The 16,628-nt window shown below is 70.1% G+C and carries 12 protein-coding genes; 4 read left to right on the forward strand and 8 right to left on the reverse strand.

Features of this window, described 5'->3' with window-relative positions; genetic code table 11:
* The first annotated feature begins 4 nt into the window (after nucleotides 1–4).
* Nucleotides 5–1,405 (forward strand): FG-GAP-like repeat-containing protein, encoded by a 1,401-nt coding sequence (locus BN159_RS21445; protein ID WP_015659099.1) that lies wholly within the window; start codon nucleotides 5–7, stop codon nucleotides 1,403–1,405.
* Nucleotides 1,406–1,421: 16 nt separating this feature from the next.
* Here the strand turns inward: BN159_RS21445 and BN159_RS21450 are convergent, their stop codons facing one another.
* Together BN159_RS21450 and aspS are read right to left on the reverse strand one after the other, a co-directional pair.
* Nucleotides 1,422–2,339, reverse strand: a complete 918-nt coding sequence (locus BN159_RS21450; RefSeq protein ID WP_015659100.1) for an intradiol ring-cleavage dioxygenase — start codon at nucleotides 2,337–2,339, stop codon at nucleotides 1,422–1,424.
* 112 nt (nucleotides 2,340–2,451) lie between these two features.
* Nucleotides 2,452–4,215, reverse strand: coding sequence for an aspartate--tRNA ligase (gene aspS, locus BN159_RS21455; RefSeq protein ID WP_015659101.1), 1,764 nt, complete (start codon nucleotides 4,213–4,215; stop codon nucleotides 2,452–2,454).
* Nucleotides 4,216–4,365: 150 nt separating this feature from the next.
* Here aspS and BN159_RS21460 point away from each other — a divergent pair, with 150 nt between their 5' ends.
* Entirely contained in the window at nucleotides 4,366–6,495 is a 2,130-nt protein-coding gene (locus BN159_RS21460) for a SpoIIE family protein phosphatase (RefSeq protein WP_015659102.1), read from the forward strand.
* 111 nt (nucleotides 6,496–6,606) lie between these two features.
* Here BN159_RS21460 and BN159_RS21465 read toward each other — a convergent pair whose 3' ends face one another.
* The 5 genes from BN159_RS21465 to BN159_RS21485 all read right to left on the reverse strand — a co-directional run bounded on the left by BN159_RS21465 (nucleotide 6,607) and on the right by BN159_RS21485 (nucleotide 12,759).
* Nucleotides 6,607–7,872, reverse strand: coding sequence for an IS701 family transposase (locus BN159_RS21465; protein WP_015655222.1), 1,266 nt, complete (start codon nucleotides 7,870–7,872; stop codon nucleotides 6,607–6,609).
* A 65-nt stretch (nucleotides 7,873–7,937) separates the two neighbouring features.
* Nucleotides 7,938–8,996, reverse strand: coding sequence for an AI-2E family transporter (locus tag BN159_RS21470; RefSeq protein WP_015659103.1), 1,059 nt, complete (start codon nucleotides 8,994–8,996; stop codon nucleotides 7,938–7,940).
* A 64-nt stretch (nucleotides 8,997–9,060) separates the two neighbouring features.
* Nucleotides 9,061–10,044 carry a pirin family protein gene (locus BN159_RS21475; RefSeq protein WP_015659104.1) on the reverse strand — a complete coding sequence of 328 codons (984 nt, stop codon included), beginning with the start codon at nucleotides 10,042–10,044 and terminating at the stop codon, nucleotides 9,061–9,063.
* A gap of 120 nt (nucleotides 10,045–10,164) precedes the next feature.
* Nucleotides 10,165–12,096 (reverse strand): YncE family protein, encoded by a 1,932-nt coding sequence (locus BN159_RS21480; RefSeq protein WP_015659105.1) that lies wholly within the window; start codon nucleotides 12,094–12,096, stop codon nucleotides 10,165–10,167.
* A 189-nt stretch (nucleotides 12,097–12,285) separates the two neighbouring features.
* Nucleotides 12,286–12,759, reverse strand: a complete 474-nt coding sequence (locus tag BN159_RS21485; protein ID WP_015659106.1) for an SseB family protein — start codon at nucleotides 12,757–12,759, stop codon at nucleotides 12,286–12,288.
* 197 nt (nucleotides 12,760–12,956) lie between these two features.
* Here BN159_RS21485 and BN159_RS21490 point away from each other — a divergent pair, with 197 nt between their 5' ends.
* Nucleotides 12,957–14,783, forward strand: a complete 1,827-nt coding sequence (locus BN159_RS21490) for an acyl-CoA dehydrogenase (RefSeq protein WP_015659107.1) — start codon at nucleotides 12,957–12,959, stop codon at nucleotides 14,781–14,783.
* A gap of 79 nt (nucleotides 14,784–14,862) precedes the next feature.
* The gene (locus BN159_RS21495) at nucleotides 14,863–16,155 is read left to right on the forward strand and encodes a M18 family aminopeptidase (RefSeq protein ID WP_015659108.1); all 1,293 of its coding nucleotides are present in this window, start codon (nucleotides 14,863–14,865) and stop codon (nucleotides 16,153–16,155) included.
* 31 nt (nucleotides 16,156–16,186) lie between these two features.
* On the opposite strand, the gene BN159_RS21500 is transcribed toward BN159_RS21495, so the two are convergent.
* Entirely contained in the window at nucleotides 16,187–16,585 is a 399-nt protein-coding gene (locus tag BN159_RS21500) for a cupin domain-containing protein (RefSeq protein WP_041819626.1), read from the reverse strand.
* Nucleotides 16,586–16,628: the final 43 nt, after the last annotated feature.

Consider the following 16,628-nt stretch of genomic DNA (forward strand, 5'->3'; position numbering starts at 1 on the left):
TCAGATGCGCAGATGGGGTGTGGCCGCGCTGCTGGCGGCGGGGCTCACGATGGGCACGCTCGGGCCGGCGCAGGCCGTGCACGGCGGGGTGCCCGGAGACTTCAACGGCGACGGCTACAAGGACGCCGTACTGCCCGCGCCGGGGGCGAACGTCTCCGGCAAGCAGGCCGCCGGGGCGGTGGTCGTGCTGTACGGCTCGTCCTCCGGGCTCGCGGCGAGCCGACGCAAGACGATCACGCAGAACACCTCCGGGGTGCCGGGCACGGCGGAGGCGTACGACCGGTTCGGCGCCGCCACCGCGACGGCGGACCTGAACCGGGACGGGTATGCCGACCTCGTGGTCGGCTCGCCGTACGAGGACACGTCGAAGGGGACCGACGCCGGTACGGTGACGGTCCTCTGGGGCAGCAAGAGCGGCCTGACGACCGGCACGGACCTGCCGTCGCCGTCCGAGGCCCCGCACCTCTACGGCCAGGACATCGCCGCGCTCAGCCTCGGCGCCGCGTCCAAGACCTGGGTGGCGGCCGCCGGTTACGACGCGTCCGTGCACTTCACGGGCCCCTTCTCGCGCACCGGGACCTTCGGCGTCGGCATCCTCAACATGGACACCGGGTCCGTGGAGTCGGTCGCGCTCGGCGACTTCAACGGCGACGGGGTGCCCGCCCCGGCCGTCGTCACCGCCCGGGACGGCGATCTGACCGGCGGCCGCGTGCACACGACGTTCTCACCCGGGACGGAGCTGACCGGCAACGGCCTGATCGCCGCCTCCGGCGACGTCAACGGCGACGGCTACGCCGACCTCGTGGCCGGTGACCCGGACGAGCCCGCGGTCGCGGGCGCGGACGGCATGCTCGGCGGCCGGGTCCTGGTCTGGTACGGCTCCGCGAACGGCATATCCAATGCCACCGAGCCGGTCCAGCTCACCCAGAACACCGCGGGCGTGCCCGGCGCGAGCGAGAAGGACGACGCCTTCGGCGGCGGGCTCACGGTGGCCGACCTCAACCGGGACGGGCTCGCCGACATCGTGGTCGGCGCGCCCTACGAGAACGTCGGCGGCGTGCCGCGGGCCGGTGCGGTCACCGTGATCCCCGGCCGCGCCTCGGGCGCCCTGGGCACCGGCGCGTACACCTTCACCCAGGACACCTCCGGCGTGCCCAGCACCTCCGAGACCGACGACTTCTTCGGTACGACGGTCTCGGCGGGCGACGTGAACAAGGACGGCCGCCCGGAGCTTTACGTCGGAGCGTCCGGCGAGAACAACTCCACCGGCGCCGTCTTCGTCCTCCCCGGCGGCACCTCCCGCCCGACCGGCACCGGCGCCCGCGTCTTCACCGGCCCCTCGATCGGCCTGACCCAGAGCAACGGCACACTGCTCGGCGGTGACGGGCTGCTCTGGGTCATCTGAGCGGTTGGGCGTCGGCTCAGGTACCGGTGTTCGTCGCGTCCGGGTCGACGCCCATCGTGATGGAGCCGACGACGCCCTTGGCGATGTTCTTCTTGTTGTACTTCAGCTTGAGCAGGCCGCCCGCGGTGCCGGACTGGTCGTAGATCGTGTCCTGTTCCAGCGTGGTGCGCTCGGTCGTCGAGGTCGAGTACGGCTCGACCTCGGCGGAGGCGAGGACGGACTCCTCGTCGAAGAAGAACTGGCCGGTGTGGCAGGTGTGGCCGCCCTCGTAACCGGCGTCCGTCCACTCGCCGTCCACATGCACCTTGGTGTGGATGTGGACGGTACGGCCCCGGTACCAGCCCGGGAAGATCGTCCGGAACGTGACCCGGCCCTGCTTGTCGGTCTTCCAGGTGCCGCGCAGATAGCGCTCGTCGTCGGTGGGCTCCTCGTGGATCCCGCCGCCCGTGCCGCCGGAGGGAGCGCCGGACGGCGGTTCGCCGGTCGGGGTGCCGGAGGGCAGGTCGGTCGGCGCGTCCGTCGGGGGCGTGCCGCCACCACCGCCGGTCGACAGGCTCTCGTAGCCCGAGTAGATGCCGAGCGCGTCGCAGTGCCAGATGTCGACGGCGGCGTTCGCGACCGGCCTGCACGTCTCGTTGTCGATCACCTTGAGGTTCAGGACGAGCGGGATGCCCTCCTTGTCCTCGGTGATGTCCCGGCGGATCTTGTCGGCGTCGATGTAGTACGGCCCCTCGGTGGTCTCCGAGGTGAGCTTGTAGCAGGTCTCGGACGTGGTGTCCGTGGCGCTGTCACCGCTGTCGTCCGCGAACGCGCCCGCCGCGAACGTGCCGCCCACGCCCACCGCGGCGACCGCCCCGGCTCCGGCGACGACGACCTTACGACGCGTCAAGTCCCGCTTGTGCTTCGGCCCTTCGGCCGTGTGGTTTCCCGTCATGCCCCAGGACGCTAGGCAAGGCGGCTGTAAGGAGCATGGGCGTCGCCTGTGGCTGCCTGTGGAAAGGGCCCGGAACCCATCCCTGGGTCCGGGCCCTTCTCTCAACCGCCTACTACTTCGGCTGCGGCTTGCGCACCGAGAGGTGCAGCTCCCTCAGCCGCGTCTCGTCCAGCTCCGTCGGCGCGCCCATCATCAGGTCCTGGGCGTTGCCGTTGAGCGGGAAGGCGATGGTCTCGCGGATGTTCGGCTCGTCCGCCAACAGCATCACGATGCGGTCGACGCCGGGGGCGATGCCGCCGTGCGGCGGGGCGCCGAAGCGGAACGCGCGGAGCATGCCGGCGAACTGCTCCTCGACGGTGTCCCGGTCGTAGCCGGCGATCTCGAACGCCTTCAGCATGATCTCCGGCTCGTGGTTCCGGATCGCGCCGGAGGACAGCTCGACGCCGTTGCAGACGATGTCGTACTGCCAGCCCAGGATGTCCAGCGGGTCCTGGGTCTCCAGGGCCTCAAGACCGCCCTGCGGCATCGAGAACGGGTTGTGCGAGAAGTCGATCTTCCCGGTGTCCTCGTCCTTCTCGTACATCGGGAAGTCGACGATCCAGCAGAACCGGAAGACGCCCTCCTCGAAGTGCCCGGCGCGCTTGGCGGCCTCGACCCGGACTGCGCCCATGATCTTGGAGACCTCGTCGAACTCGCCCGCGCCGAAGAACACGGCGTGACCGGCGGCCAGGGAGAGGCGCTTGGTCAGCTCGGCGACGTTCTCCTCGGTGAGGAACTTCGCGATCGGGCCGGACAGCGAGCCGTCCTCGGCCACCCGCACCCAGGCCAGGCCCTTCGCGCCCTGCGAGACCGCGAAGTCACCGAGCTGGTCGAAGAACTTCCGGGGCTGCGCGGAGACGTCCGGCACCGCCAGGGCACGCACGTGCTTGCCCGCGAACGCCTTGAACTCCGAGCCCTCGAAGACATCGGTGATGTCGACGAGCTCCAGCTGGGCCCGCAGGTCCGGCTTGTCGGAGCCGTACTTCAGCATCGCCTCGCGGAACGGGATCCGCGGGAAGGGGGAGGTGACGTGACGGCCGTTGCCGAACTCCTCGAACAGCTCCGTCATGAGCTTCTCGATCGGCTGGAAGACGTCCTCCTGCTCGACGAAGCTCATCTCGACGTCGAGCTGGTAGAACTCGCCCGGCGAACGGTCGGCGCGGGCGTCCTCGTCACGGAAGCAGGGCGCGATCTGGAAGTACCGGTCGAAGCCGGAGATCATCAGCAGCTGCTTGAACTGCTGCGGCGCCTGGGGGAGGGCGTAGAACTTGCCCGGGTTCAGGCGGGAGGGGACCACGAAGTCACGGGCGCCCTCGGGGGAGGTCGCGGACAGGATCGGGGTCGCCATCTCGTTGAAGCCCAGCGCCGTCATCTTGTGACGGATCGCCGAGATGACCGCCGTACGCAGCATGATGTTCTTGTGCATGCGCTCGCGCCGCAGGTCCAGGAAGCGGTACTCGAGGCGCCGCTCCTCGTTGACCCCGTCCTCGGCGTTGATCGTGAACGGCAGCGGGGCGGCGGCGCCGAGCAGCTCGACCTCGCCGACCTCGACCTCGATCTCGCCGGTGGGCAGGTCGGGGTTCACGTTCTCGGTTCCACGTGAAACAACCTTGCCGTCCACCCGCACCGTGGACTCCTTGGACAGCTTGTCCAGGGCCTCGTAGGCGGGCGTGCCGGGGCGGGCGACAAGCTGCGTGATGCCGTAGTGATCGCGCAGATCGATGAAGAGGATGCCGCCCAGGTCGCGCCGATTGTGCAGCCAGCCACTGAGCCGGACGTCGCTCTCGACGTCAGAGGCGCGGAGCTCGCCGCAGGTGTGGGACCTGTACCGATGCATCGTCGTTCATCCAGCCTTCGCGGATCGGGAATCTCCGGGGCCTAGTGCCCGGACCTCCCAAGGGTACCGGCCACCCAAAGATCGGCTCCCCACCATTAACCGGGGCCCCTTCGGTGGCAGCCTCGGTTGACCTCTTCTTAGAGTGGGGCAATGCGCACTGGTGAGCCCCTGCCCGCCGTGCAGGAGGTTCTCGCCGCCCTGGCGACGGGCCAATGGCACTGGTCCACCGCCACCGGGCTGGTCACGGTCGACGCCGAGGCGGCCCGGCTGCTCGGGCTGCCCGAGGAACGGGCCACGCTCCGGGAGTCCCAGGTACGCGCCCGGCTGCACCCGGTCGACTGGAACGAGATCGCCGGAGTGATCCAGCTCGCCGTCGCCGAGGGCACCCTCGGCGAGGTGCGGGTGCGGATCATGGACGAGCGGGGCGAGGTCGTCCGGATCACCCGCAGCCGTTTCAAGCCCTCCTTCGACCCGCACAAACGGGCCTACGAGGTGATCGGCACCCTCCAGGAGGTCACCGAGCCCACGCCGGGCACCCCGGCCGGGCGGGGTGCGGTCACCGGGGACTGGCGGCGCTCGCGGGAGGCGTTCCTGCTGGACGCGGGCCGGGCGCTCGCGGAGGCGCGGTCCACGGCGGAGGTGCTGCGGGTGGCGGCCGGGCTGTCGATGCCGGGCTTCTCGCCGGACGGGCTCGCGGTGTTCGGCGTGGAGGCGGACCGGCTGACGATCATCGGCCACCACGGTCAGCAGCCCGGCGACGAGGACCCGTTCACGCACATGTCCCTCCAGACCGACTATCCGGCCGCCGAGGTGGTGCGCACCGGCCGGGCCGTCTATCTCTCCACGCCCGAGCAGTACCGCTCCCGCTACCCGGTGACCTGGCCGCTCGCGGCACACTTCGGGCGCCGCTCGTGGGCGTTCCTGCCGCTGACGGTGGCCGGGCGGACGATGGGCGCCTGGATGGCGGCCTTCACCTATCCGGTGGCGTTCACGCCCGACGAGCGGTCGGTGCTGACGACGGTGGCCCGGATGCTGGCGCAGGCGCTGTCCCGGGCCGGGGCCGCGGAGACCCAGCGCGAGCTCACCGACGGGCTCCAGCGCTCCATGCTGCCGATGCTGGGCCCGCAGGAGATACCGGGCATGAGCGTCGCCGCCCGCTATGTGCCCACCGGCGGCGGCCTCCAGGTCGGCGGTGACTGGTACGACATGATCCCGCTGCCGGGCGGCCGGTTCGCCCTGGTCATCGGGGACGTCCAGGGCCATGACGTACGGGCGGCGGGCCTGATGGGGCAGCTCCGGATCGCCCTGCGCGCCTACGCCTCCGAGGGCCACCGCCCGGACGCCGTGCTCTCCCGGGCCTCCCGCTTCCTGCACGGCATGACGGACGACGACGATCCGGAACTGCTCGACCTGCGCTTCGCGACCTGCCTGTACGTCGAGGTGGACCCCGCCTCGGCCACCCTGGACGTCGCCCGCGCCGGGCACCCCGACCCGGCGATCCGGATGGCGGACGGCACGGTGCTGACCCGGCCGACGGCGGGCGGGCTGCCGCTCGGGATCGACCCGGACGCGGACTATCCGACGACGAGGCTCACCCTGGAGCCCGGCGAGACGATGCTGCTGTGCACCGACGGTCTGATCGAGACCGGCGGCCATGACCTGGAGACCGGCTGGAAGCGGATCCGCTCGATCCTGGAGGACCACCAGGGCGATCTGGAGGCCCTGTCCGACGCCCTGGTCCAGGCGGTGCACGGCCCCTCCTCGCACCACACCACCGGCCCGCTGGCGGACCGGCGCGAGGACGACATAGCGGTCCTGCTGCTGTGCCGCGAGGGGGAGGGCTGCGGCTGCGGCGAGACGGTGACGGCCGTACGGCCGACGGTCCGCCGCGCCATGCTGACGGTGGCGCAGGACGAGCCCGAGCGGATCGCGGTGGCCCGGCACCAGCTCCGCGAGCTGCTGCACGACTGGATCTCCGCCGACCAGGTCGACTCCGCGGTCCTGCTGCTCTCCGAGACGCTGACCAACGTCCTGGTCCACACCGACGCCGACGCCCTGCTGCTGGCGGAGGTGCACGGCGAGGCGGGCCGGCGCCGGATGCGCGTGGAGGTCACGGACACCAGCGACGACCTCCCGCACAAGCGGCGCCCCGGGGAGCTGGCCTCCTCGGGCCGGGGCCTGATGCTGATCGAGCTGCTCGCGGACACGTGGGGGGTCGATCCGCGGGGCGAGGGCAAGAGCATCTGGTTCGAGCTGGCGGAGAGCGCTCAGGACGGCTAGTAGGGCTTGGTCAGGTTCGTATGGGTGTGGGTATGTCCCGGTGGCAGGTGGGGCAGGCGCCGGCCCAAAGGGCGAGGAGTGTCTGTAGCTCGCGGACGACTTGGTAGAGGCTCAGGCCGGCGCTGCTTCTTTTGGGGTCCGGGCCAGTCGTTGCAGCGTGCAGAAGGCGTGCGCGACGGAGACGAGGGTGACGTGGTGGTGCCATCCGTTCCAGGTCCGGCCCTCGAAGTGGGCGAGTCCCAGGGCCTGTTTCATCTCCCGGTAGTCGTGCTCGATGCGCCAGCGGAGTTTGGCGAGGCGGACCAGTGTGGTCAGGGGCATGCCGGAGGGCAGGTCGGACAGCCAGTACTGCACCGGCTCGCTCTCGCCGGCCGGCCATTCGGCCAGCAGCCAGCACACAGGCAGTTCCGGGCCGTCGACGTGCTGGCGGACCTCGCGTCCGGCGGGCCGGATCCGCAGCGCCACGAAGCGGGAGTACATCCGCTTGCGGCCGGAGCGGCCGGTGCCGGGCCGGGAGCCCTCCCGCCACTGCACCGGCCGGGCCGCCTTCCGGCCCGCCGCGATGACCAGCTCCTTCACCGGCCGCGGCTTGTCGGGATACTTCGCCACCGGCGGGCGTCCGGACCCGGAGTGCGGTTCGGCCACCGGCACCGCGTCGGCGGGCTGGGCAGACAGCGTGGTGGAGATCCCCACCACGTAGTTCAGGCCGCGTTCCTGCAGTCCGTTCCGGAACGCGGCGGCGTCACCGTATCCGGCGTCCGCGACGGCCAGCGGCACCTCGATGCCCCAGGAGCGGGTCTCGTCGAGCATATCCAGGGCCAGCTGCCACTTCTCCACATGCCCGACATCGTCCGGGATACCGCAGGCTGTGCGGCGGGCGACCTTGTCCGCATCGGCCTTCGGCGAGGCGGGATCCCAGCTCTGGGGCAGGAACAACCGCCAGTTGACCGCCGCCGAGGCGTGGTCGGACGCGAGGTGGAGGGAGACGCCGACCTGGCAATTGGTGACCTTGCCGGCCGTGCCGGTGTACTGCCGCGACACACACGCCGAGGCAGTCCCGTCCTTGAGGAACCCTGTGTCGTCGAAGACGAAGGCGTCGGGCCCGATCCTCTCCTCCATCCGCCAGGCGAGCTGGGCCCGGATGTGTGCCGGGTCCCAGGGACTGGTGGTGATGAAGTTGGCCAGTGCCTGCCGGTTCCCGTCCTCACCCAGGCGGGCGGCCATCGGCTCGACCGATTTACGCTGCCCGTCGGTCAGCAGCCCCCGCAGATAGACCTGCCCCCACCGTCGCTGATCCCTGCGCGCAAACGGCTCGAACACCTCCGCCGCGAACGTCTCCAACTCACCACGCACCAACGCAATCTCGTCCGGAGTCACACACTCTCAACGCCACACCGGCCCAGCAGGACACGCAACACCACAACCGACCTGACCAAGCCCTACTAGGACCTGTCCGGGGCGGAGGTGCCGTAGCGGGTCCGCAGCTCCTCCATGACGCCGAAGGCGGCCGCGGTGAGCGGTACGGCCAGCAGCATGCCGAGGATGCCGGCCACGGAGGCGCCCGCGGTGATCGTGACCATCACCATCGCCGGGTGCATCTGCACGGTCCGGCTCTGGATCATCGGCTGGAGCACATGCCCCTCCAGCACCTGCACCCCGAGCACCACCCCGAGCGCCCACAGCGCGATCACGAACCCCCGGTCGGCGAGCGCGACCAGCACGGCGACGGCCCCGGAGAGAAAGGCGCCGAGGTAAGGGATGTAGGCACCGACGAAGACGAGTGCGCCCAGCCCGGCGGCACCCGGCACATCGAGGATCAGCAGCCCGATGGTGATGAGGATCGCGTCGATGAACGCGATGAAGGTCGTGCCCCGCATGAACCCCTCGACGGCCTCGAAGGCCCGCCGCGCCATCGCCTCCAGAGTGTCGGCGCTGCCGCGCGGCGCCATCGACCGCAGCGTCCCGGCGGCCCGGTCGGAGTCCCGCAGGAAGAAGAAGACCAGCAGCAGCGCCAGTACGGCCATGGCGATGGTCTCGCCCACGACGCTCACCCCGCTGATGACGCCCGAGGCGGCGGTCCCGCCGAACTTGGTGAGAAGTTCCTGGGCGTTGGAGGCGATGTCGTCCAGCGACGTGCCCGCGGCCCCGAAGTGATCGGCGAGATCGTTCCCCGCGGTCCGCAGCGAGGTGACGATCTGGTCCCCGCTGTCGATGAGCGCGGCGACGACGATGTACACGGCCCCGCCGACCACCCCCACCACGGCGACGCAGGTCAGCGCGGCGGCCACGGACCGGTTGACGTGCGCCTTCACCAGCCGCCGGTGCAGCGGCCCGAGCAGCGCGGTACCGAGCAACGCCAACAGCACGGGCACGACGGCCGTACGCAGCTCCGCGCACAGCCGGATGCCGACGTACCCCACCCCTGCGGCCAGCAGAATGACGGCGCACCAGGCTGCGACCCGGCGCACGGGTTCGGGCAGCAGCGATCGGGAGTCCGGCACGCTCCCAGCCGACCACGCGAAGGGTGGGCCCACCTTCCGGCAGGCCCACCCGGGTGACGGGGTGTCAGCGCGCGTTCTGCGGACCGCCCTCGGTCATCCCGTGCACGGCGGGGATGGTCCCGAGGCGTCCCTTCTGGAAGTCCTCGAAGGCCTGCTGGAGCTCCTCGCGGGTGTTCATCACGAACGGGCCGTAGTGCGCCATCGGCTCCCGGATGGGCTGTCCGCCCAGCAGGACGACCTCCAGGTCCGGGGTGTGGGAGTCCTGCTTCTCGTCCGCGCGCACGGTCAGCGAACCGCCCGCGCCGAAGACCGCGGTCTGGCCGAGCCGGATCGGACGGCGCTCGGCGCCGACCGAGCCCTGGCCCGCGAGCACGTAGGCCAGGCCGTTGAAGTCCTCGCGCCAGGGCAGCGTGACCTCGGCGCCCGGGGCCACCGTCGCGTGGATCATCGTGATCGGCGTGTGCGTGATGCCGGGACCGGCGTGCCCGTCGAGCTCACCGGCGATCACCCGCAGCAGCGCGCCGCCGTCGGGCGTGGTCAGCAGCTGGACGTGGCCGCCGCGGATGTCCTGGTAGCGCGGCGCCATCATCTTGTCCTTGGCGGGGAGGTTCACCCACAGCTGGAGGCCGTGGAAGAGGCCGCCCGACATGACGAGCTGCTCCGGCGGCGCCTCGATGTGGAGGATGCCGCCGCCCGCGGTCATCCACTGGGTGTCGCCGTTGGTGATCGTGCCGCCACCGCCGTTGGAGTCCTGGTGGTCGAAGATCCCGTCGATGATGTAGGTGACGGTCTCGAAGCCGCGGTGCGGATGCCAGGGGGTGCCCTTGGGCTCTCCCGGCGCGTAGTCCACCTCGCCCATCTGGTCCATCATGATGAACGGGTCCAGATGGCGGTAGTTGATCCCGGCGAACGCTCGGCGCACCGGGAAGCCCTCGCCCTCGAAACCGCTCGGGGCGGTCGTGACGGTGAGTACGGGACGGGCCACGGCGTCCGCGGGCGCGGCGACACGGGGCAGCGTCAGCGGGTTCTCGACGGTCACTGCGGGCATGTCGGTACCTCCTTGCCTTGTGCGTCCAGTTTAGTTGAGCATTGAACTTCCTGCCACCCCTAACGGAAAGAGCCCGGAGGGCATTCCCCCCGGGCTCCCGCCGTCCGAGCCGTGGCGGCGTCAGTTGCTGAAGTACAGGTACTTCCAGGACCCGTAGGCCGTCGAGTTCACGGTGTCGCCGGACGAGCCGTTGACGTACACCGACCGCATCCGCGCCCGGATGCCCGACTCACCGGGCGCCTCCAGGGTGATGGCCGACTTGCCGTTCGTGCCGATCGGGAAGTACTGCGAGTCCGCCGAGTACCACGTGCCGCCGTAGTAGACCTGGAGGTCGAAGCGCTGCTGGCGGCCCGCGTAGTAGTTCATCGTGGTCGTGAGCAGCGGGTCGGTGCTCTTGTGGAACCAGTAGTACGTCGTCGAGCCGATCTTCGCCGTCTTGTAGTGCTTGGAGACGGCGGTGGAGACCTTGGCCTTGCCGTACGCCGTGACCTTCACCGTCTTCGGCTTGTAGCGGGCGTCGCCCTTGAACACCGCGGTGACCGTGGTGTCCCGGGTCATGTCGACCCAGGCGGCGATGTTGCCGTCGGAGTTGACCGTGCCGCTCTTGATCAGCTTGTTGGGCCGGTCCGAGCCGAAGGGGTTGGCCCAGATCTCCACCGAGCGGTTCTTGTACGTCGTGCCGAGGTGCGCGGTGAACTTGACGTCGGCGCCGTAGCTGTACAGCTTGCCGTTGTTGTTCAGGCTCAGCGAGGTCGAGGCACGGGAGACCTCGACGGAGTCGGAGGCGCTCACCGCGGTGTGCGTGGCGTCGCCCGCGTACCGGACCTTGTAGGTGACCTTGCCACCGGCCGGCGGGACGTCCGTGAAGGAGTAGGTGCCGTCCGCCTTCACCGTGACGGGCGCCAGCGCCTTGCCGCTCGGGCTCTCCAGGTCGGTACGGGTGACGCTCAACTGGACACCGGTCGGCAGCGGCACCGTCGCCGAGATCTTGCCGGTGACGGTGAGCGTCTTGGCGCGGGTGGCGGTCGACGGGGCGTTGACCGTGAGGGTGGGAACGTTGAGGGTCGGGTCGGTGAGCGCCTTCAGCGTGTAGCCGCCGCTGCTCGGGACCAGGGCGAAGATCCGGGAGGAGTCCGGGGCCCAGGCCACGTCGACCGCGCCGGTGCTGTAGGTACGCAGCGGCTGCGTGGCGTTCGGCCGATAGACCGCGACCTTGGTGCCCGAGCTCTGGGCGATCAGGCCGCTGCGCCCGACGTCGGCCCGCTGCCCAGCCGGGTAGGCCCCGGCCTTGGTGAACTTGCCCTCCGCGTAGGCGTCACGGTCGGTGCCGTTGACGAGCACCTGGTCGGCGCCGGCGACGAGGTCGATGTCCCCGATGCCGTCGTTCAGTGAGTAGTCGCCGTTGTGCCACGCGGTCAGCTGGGGCGTGCCGCTCGACACGTCGACGACGGCCATCGCGCTCGTGGACAGCCCGGTCTCGGCGATGGCCAGCAGGCCCGGACGCAGCGGGTCGGTGTCCAGCAGCGGCTGACCCCACATCCCGACCGAAGTTCCCTCGGTCGGGAACTGGGCCAGCGCCACCGGGTCCGTACCGCTCGCCGGGTCCACCGCCGGGTCGACCGAGCCGAGGTCGCCGTCCCACTGATCGCCGTACGTGAACCAGACCTTGCCCGCGGCGAACTCGAGGTGGACGGGGCCCGTGTCGGTGGCGACCGGGTAGCGGGCCTTCTCATCGAGAGTGGCCGCGTCGAGAGCCACGATCTCGTGGGTGTCCCGTGCCGTGGCGTACAGGGTGCTGCCGTCGTCCGACAGCGCCAGGTCCGAGACCCCGGGAACACCGCTCACCGAGGCGAGCACGGCGCCGGAGTGGTCGGCGACGAGGACGGTGCCGGCCGAGCGGTCACCGAGAAAGACCCGCTGTCCGTCCGCGACGATGCCGCCGGGCGTGCCGACCTTGGCGGAGGCCGCCGACGCCGGACCGGCGGCCACGACGCTCAGCGCCGCCGAGCTGAACAGGACCGCGAGCGCCGTCGCGGCCGAAGTGCTGCGCATGCGCACAGTGATGAACCCCCACAGAAGACCCCGGCAGAGCCGGGAGACGAGAGAGCGCCGCGCGGCACCCGGACGTGAACCGTGAAACAGCGGTGACGTGCGGGGCGCGGCTGCCTGGGGGCACTCTATGGCATGGCTGTGACAATCACAGCGGGGATTTTTCCGCCAGGGAACGGCGCGAAAAAGCGGTTACCCGTACATCCGGCGCATCGCGAAGTCGACCATCTGCTCGACCGCCTTCGCGTCGAAGACCATGCGGTGCTCGCCCTCCATGTCCAGGACGAAGCCGTAGCCGGTGGGCAGCAGGTCGATCACCTCGGCGCCGGTGATCACGAAGTACTTGGACTCCTTGCCCGCGTACCGGCGCAGCTCCTTCAGCGAGGTGAACATCGGGATCACCGGCTGCTGGGTGTTGTGCAGGGCGAGGAAGCCGGGGTTGTCACCGCGCGGGCAGTAGACCTTCGAGGTCGCGAAGACCTGCTGGAAGTCCTCCGCGGTCACCTGCCCGGTGGTGAAGGCACGCACCGCGTCCGCGAGCGAGGGCGGGGACGGCTCGGGGTAGAGCGGTGGCTGCTGGCCGTAGCCGCCGGACATGGGCTGCTGCGGAGGGGCGTAGCCCGCCTGCGCGGCCCCTCCGTCCATGGGCTGGCCGTATCCATACATGGGCGCAAGCGTACCGAGAGGCAGGATCGAGTCGGACCCCGTATGGAGAGATGGGCCACGACCGGTGTGAACCGTCACAGATGACCGGATGGGGTTGCGGCTTATTACTGGCGGGTAGCATCATCGGAGCTACTTGTTGGTACGTGAACTAGCGCGAGGATCCAGTGCCTCGCCGATCTCTCTACGGAGCCATCGCCATGGGGCACTACAAGTCGAACCTCCGCGACATCGAGTTCAACCTCTTCGAAGTACTCGGGCGCGACAAGCTGTATGGCACCGGGCCGTTCGCGGAGATGGACACGGACACCGCGAAGAGCATCCTCGAGGAGATGACCCGCCTCGCGGAGAACGACCTCGCCGAGTCCTTCGCCGACGCCGACCGCAACCCGCCGGTCTTCGACCCGGAGACCAACACCGCGCCGGTCCCCGCGTCCTTCAAGAAGAGCTACAAGGCGTTCATGGACTCCGAGTACTGGCGCCTCGGCCTGCCGGAGGAGATCGGCGGCACCACCGCTCCCCCGTCGCTGATCTGGTCGTACGCGGAGCTGATCCTGGGCGCCAACCCGGCCGTGTGGATGTACTCCTCCGGTCCGGCCTTCGCCGGGATCCTCTTCGACGAGGGCAATGACGTCCAGAAGAAGATCGCCCAGATCGCCGTGGAGCGGACCTGGGGCTCCACCATGGTGCTGACCGAGCCCGACGCGGGTTCCGACGTCGGCGCCGGGCGCACCAAGGCGATCCAGCAGGAGGACGGCTCCTGGCACATCGAGGGCGTGAAGCGCTTCATCACCTCCGGTGAGCACGACATGGAGGAGAACATCCTCCACTACGTCCTCGCGCGCCCCGAGGGTGCCGGCCCCGGCACCAAGGGCCTGTCCCTCTTCATGGTCCCGAAGTACCTCTTCGACTTCGAGACCGGCGAGCTGGGCGAGCGCAACGGCGCCTACGCCACCAACGTCGAGCACAAGATGGGCCTGAAGGCCTCCAATACCTGCGAGATGACCTTCGGCGACCAGCACCCCGCCAAGGGCTGGCTGATCGGCGACAAGCACGACGGCATCCGCCAGATGTTCCGCATCATCGAGTTCGCCCGCATGATGGTCGGCACGAAGGCGATCTCCACGCTGTCGACGGGTTACCTGAACGCCCTCGAGTACGCCAAGGAGCGCGTCCAGGGCTCGGACCTCGCCGCGTTCGGCGACAAGGCCGCGCCCAAGGTCACCATCACGCACCACCCCGACGTGCGCCGCTCGCTGATGACGCAGAAGGCGTACGCCGAGGGCATGCGCGCCCTGGTGCTCTACACGGCCTCGATCCAGGACGCGATCGCGGTGAAGGAGGCGGCGGGCGAGGACGCGAAGGCGGAGCACGCGCTCAACGACCTTCTCCTCCCCATCGTGAAGGGCTACGGCTCCGAGAAGGGCTACGAGCAGCTCGCGCAGTCGCTCCAGACCTTCGGCGGCTCCGGCTTCCTCCAGGAGTACCCGATCGAGCAGTACATCCGGGACTCCAAGATCGACACCCTGTACGAGGGCACCACCGCGATCCAGGGCCAGGACTTCTTCTTCCGGAAGATCGTCCGCAACCAGGGCGCCGCGCTGAACTCCCTCGCCGAGGACATCAAGAAGTTCCTGGCGCTCGGCACGGGCGGCGAGGACCTGGCCGGTGCCCGCGAGCACCTCGCCAAGGCCGCGGTCGAGCTGGAGGCCATCGTCGGCCTGATGCTGACCGACCTGGCCGCCACCGAGCAGGACGTCAAGAACATCTACAAGGTCGGCCTCAACACCACCCGCCTGCTGATGGCCTCCGGTGACGTCGTCGTCGGCTACCTGCTGCTCAAGGGCGCCGCGGTGGCCGCCGAGAAGCTGGAGACGGCCTCCGCGAAGGACCAGGCCTTCTACACCGGCAAGATCGCGGCGGCGAAGTTCTTCGCGGCCAACGTCCTGCCCGGCGTCACCGGCGCGCGCAAGCTCGCCCAGGGCGTCGAGCTGGACCTGATGGAGCTGGACGAAGCGGCGTTCTAGGCACAACTCCCCTTCCTCACCAGGGCCCGCCCTCCTCATAACGGGGGGCGGGCCCTGGTACGTCGTTAAGGTGAACCCCATGAGCGAACCCTCACGCTTCGATCGCGGCCACACCGACGACCTCATGACCTTCCTCGCGGCCAGTCCGTCGCCGTACCACGCCGTGGCGAACACCGCCGAGCGGCTGGAGAAGGCCGGGTTCCGCCAGGTCGCCGAGACCGACGCCTGGGACGGGTCGAGCGGCGGCAAGTACGTGATCCGCGGCGGCGCGATCGTCGCCTGGTACGTGCCCGAGGGCGCCGCGCCGCACACCCCGTTCCGCATCATCGGCGCGCACACCGACTCCCCCAACCTGCGCGTGAAGCCGCTGCCGGACTCCGGGGCGTACGGCTGGCGCCAGGTGGCCGTGGAGATCTACGGCGGACCCCTGCTCAACTCCTGGCTGGACCGCGACCTGGGCCTGGCCGGCCGGCTCACCCTGCGCGACGGCTCCCACCGGCTCGTGAACATCGACCGGCCCCTGCTGCGCGTCCCCCAGCTCGCCATCCACCTGGACCGCACGGTCTCCTCGGAGGGCCTCAAGCTCGACAAGCAGCGCCATCTCCAGCCCATCTGGGGGCTCGGCAACGACGTACGCGACGGCGATCTGATCGCGTTCCTGGAGGAGGAGAGCGGGCTCGCGGCCGGCGAGGTCACCGGCTGGGACCTGATGGTCCACTCCGTCGAACCACCCGCCTACCTGGGCCGCGACCGCGAACTACTGGCGGCCCCGCGCATGGACAACCTGTTGTCGGTCCACGCCGCGACAGCGGCCCTCACGGCGGTATCGACCGGAGACCTCCCCTACATCCCGGTCCTGGCCGCCTTCGACCACGAGGAGAACGGCTCCCAGTCCGACACGGGTGCGGACGGGCCGCTGCTGGGCGGCGTCCTGGAGCGTTCGGTGTTCGCGCGCGGCGGCTCGTACGAGGACAAGGCCCGCGCCTTCGCCGGAACGGTCTGCCTGTCCTCGGACACGGGCCACGCCGTGCACCCCAACTACGCGGAGCGCCACGACCCGACGCACCACCCCCGCGTGAACGGCGGCCCCATCCTGAAGGTCAACGTCAACAACCGCTACGCCACGGACGGTTCGGGCCGCGCTGTCTTCGCCGCGGCGAGCGAGAAGGCCGACGTCCCGTTCCAGTCCTTCGTCTCCAACAACGCGATGCCCTGCGGCACGACCATCGGCCCGATCACCGCGGCCCGCCACGGCATCCGCACGGTCGACATCGGCGTGGCGATCCTGTCGATGCACAGCGCGCGGGAGCTGTGCGGCGCGGACGACCCGTTCTTGCTGGCCAACGTGCTGGTGGCGTTCCTGGAGGGGTGAGGTCCGCCGACCGTCCTGGGTGAGCCACGGGTCACGCCAATGCGTGACCCGTGGTCTCGTCCACATGGGACGGGATCTCCTCGTGGCGGTCGCCGACCGTCGAGGTGCCCGAGGGTTCCAGGAGGAGGATGTCGGTGGGGACCGGGGCGTAGGGCTTGTGTTCGGTGCCCTTGGGGACCGTGAAGACGGACAGGGGCGGCAGGACGACCGTGCGTTCGCCGGTGGGTTCGCGCAGGGAGATGTGGAGTTCTCCGGAGAGGACCAGGAAGAACTCGTCGGTGTTGTCGTGGGTGTGCCAGAGGTGCTCGCCCTCGACGTGGGTCACGCGGACGTCGTAGTCGTTGACCGTGGTGGCGATGCGGGGGCTCCACTGCTCGGTGAACGAGGCGAGGGCGGCGGGCAGGGAGACGGGTTCCCGGTTCTGAGTCATGACGTCATCGTGCGGGTGGCCGGGGCGGCCTGCGAGTGCTAGG

The sequence above is a fragment of the Streptomyces davaonensis JCM 4913 genome (genome assembly GCF_000349325.1).
GTDB classification, from domain to species: domain Bacteria; phylum Actinomycetota; class Actinomycetes; order Streptomycetales; family Streptomycetaceae; genus Streptomyces; species Streptomyces davaonensis.

Bases quoted from the DNA above. Each gene is read 5' to 3' on its own strand.
- BN159_RS21445 (WP_015659099.1), top strand. From the start codon at position 5: ATGCGCAGATGGGGTGTGGCCGCGCTGCTGGCGGCGGGGCTCACGATG.
- BN159_RS21450 (WP_015659100.1), bottom strand. From the start codon at position 2,339: ATGACGGGAAACCACACGGCCGAAGGGCCGAAGCACAAGCGGGACTTG.
- aspS (WP_015659101.1), bottom strand. From the start codon at position 4,215: ATGCATCGGTACAGGTCCCACACCTGCGGCGAGCTCCGCGCCTCTGAC.
- BN159_RS21460 (WP_015659102.1), top strand. From the start codon at position 4,366: ATGCGCACTGGTGAGCCCCTGCCCGCCGTGCAGGAGGTTCTCGCCGCC.
- BN159_RS21475 (WP_015659104.1), bottom strand. From the start codon at position 10,044: ATGCCCGCAGTGACCGTCGAGAACCCGCTGACGCTGCCCCGTGTCGCC.
- BN159_RS21480 (WP_015659105.1), bottom strand. From the start codon at position 12,096: ATGCGCAGCACTTCGGCCGCGACGGCGCTCGCGGTCCTGTTCAGCTCG.
- BN159_RS21485 (WP_015659106.1), bottom strand. From the start codon at position 12,759: ATGTATGGATACGGCCAGCCCATGGACGGAGGGGCCGCGCAGGCGGGC.
- BN159_RS21490 (WP_015659107.1), top strand. From the start codon at position 12,957: ATGGGGCACTACAAGTCGAACCTCCGCGACATCGAGTTCAACCTCTTC.
- BN159_RS21495 (WP_015659108.1), top strand. From the start codon at position 14,863: ATGAGCGAACCCTCACGCTTCGATCGCGGCCACACCGACGACCTCATG.
- BN159_RS21500 (WP_041819626.1), bottom strand. From the start codon at position 16,585: ATGACTCAGAACCGGGAACCCGTCTCCCTGCCCGCCGCCCTCGCCTCG.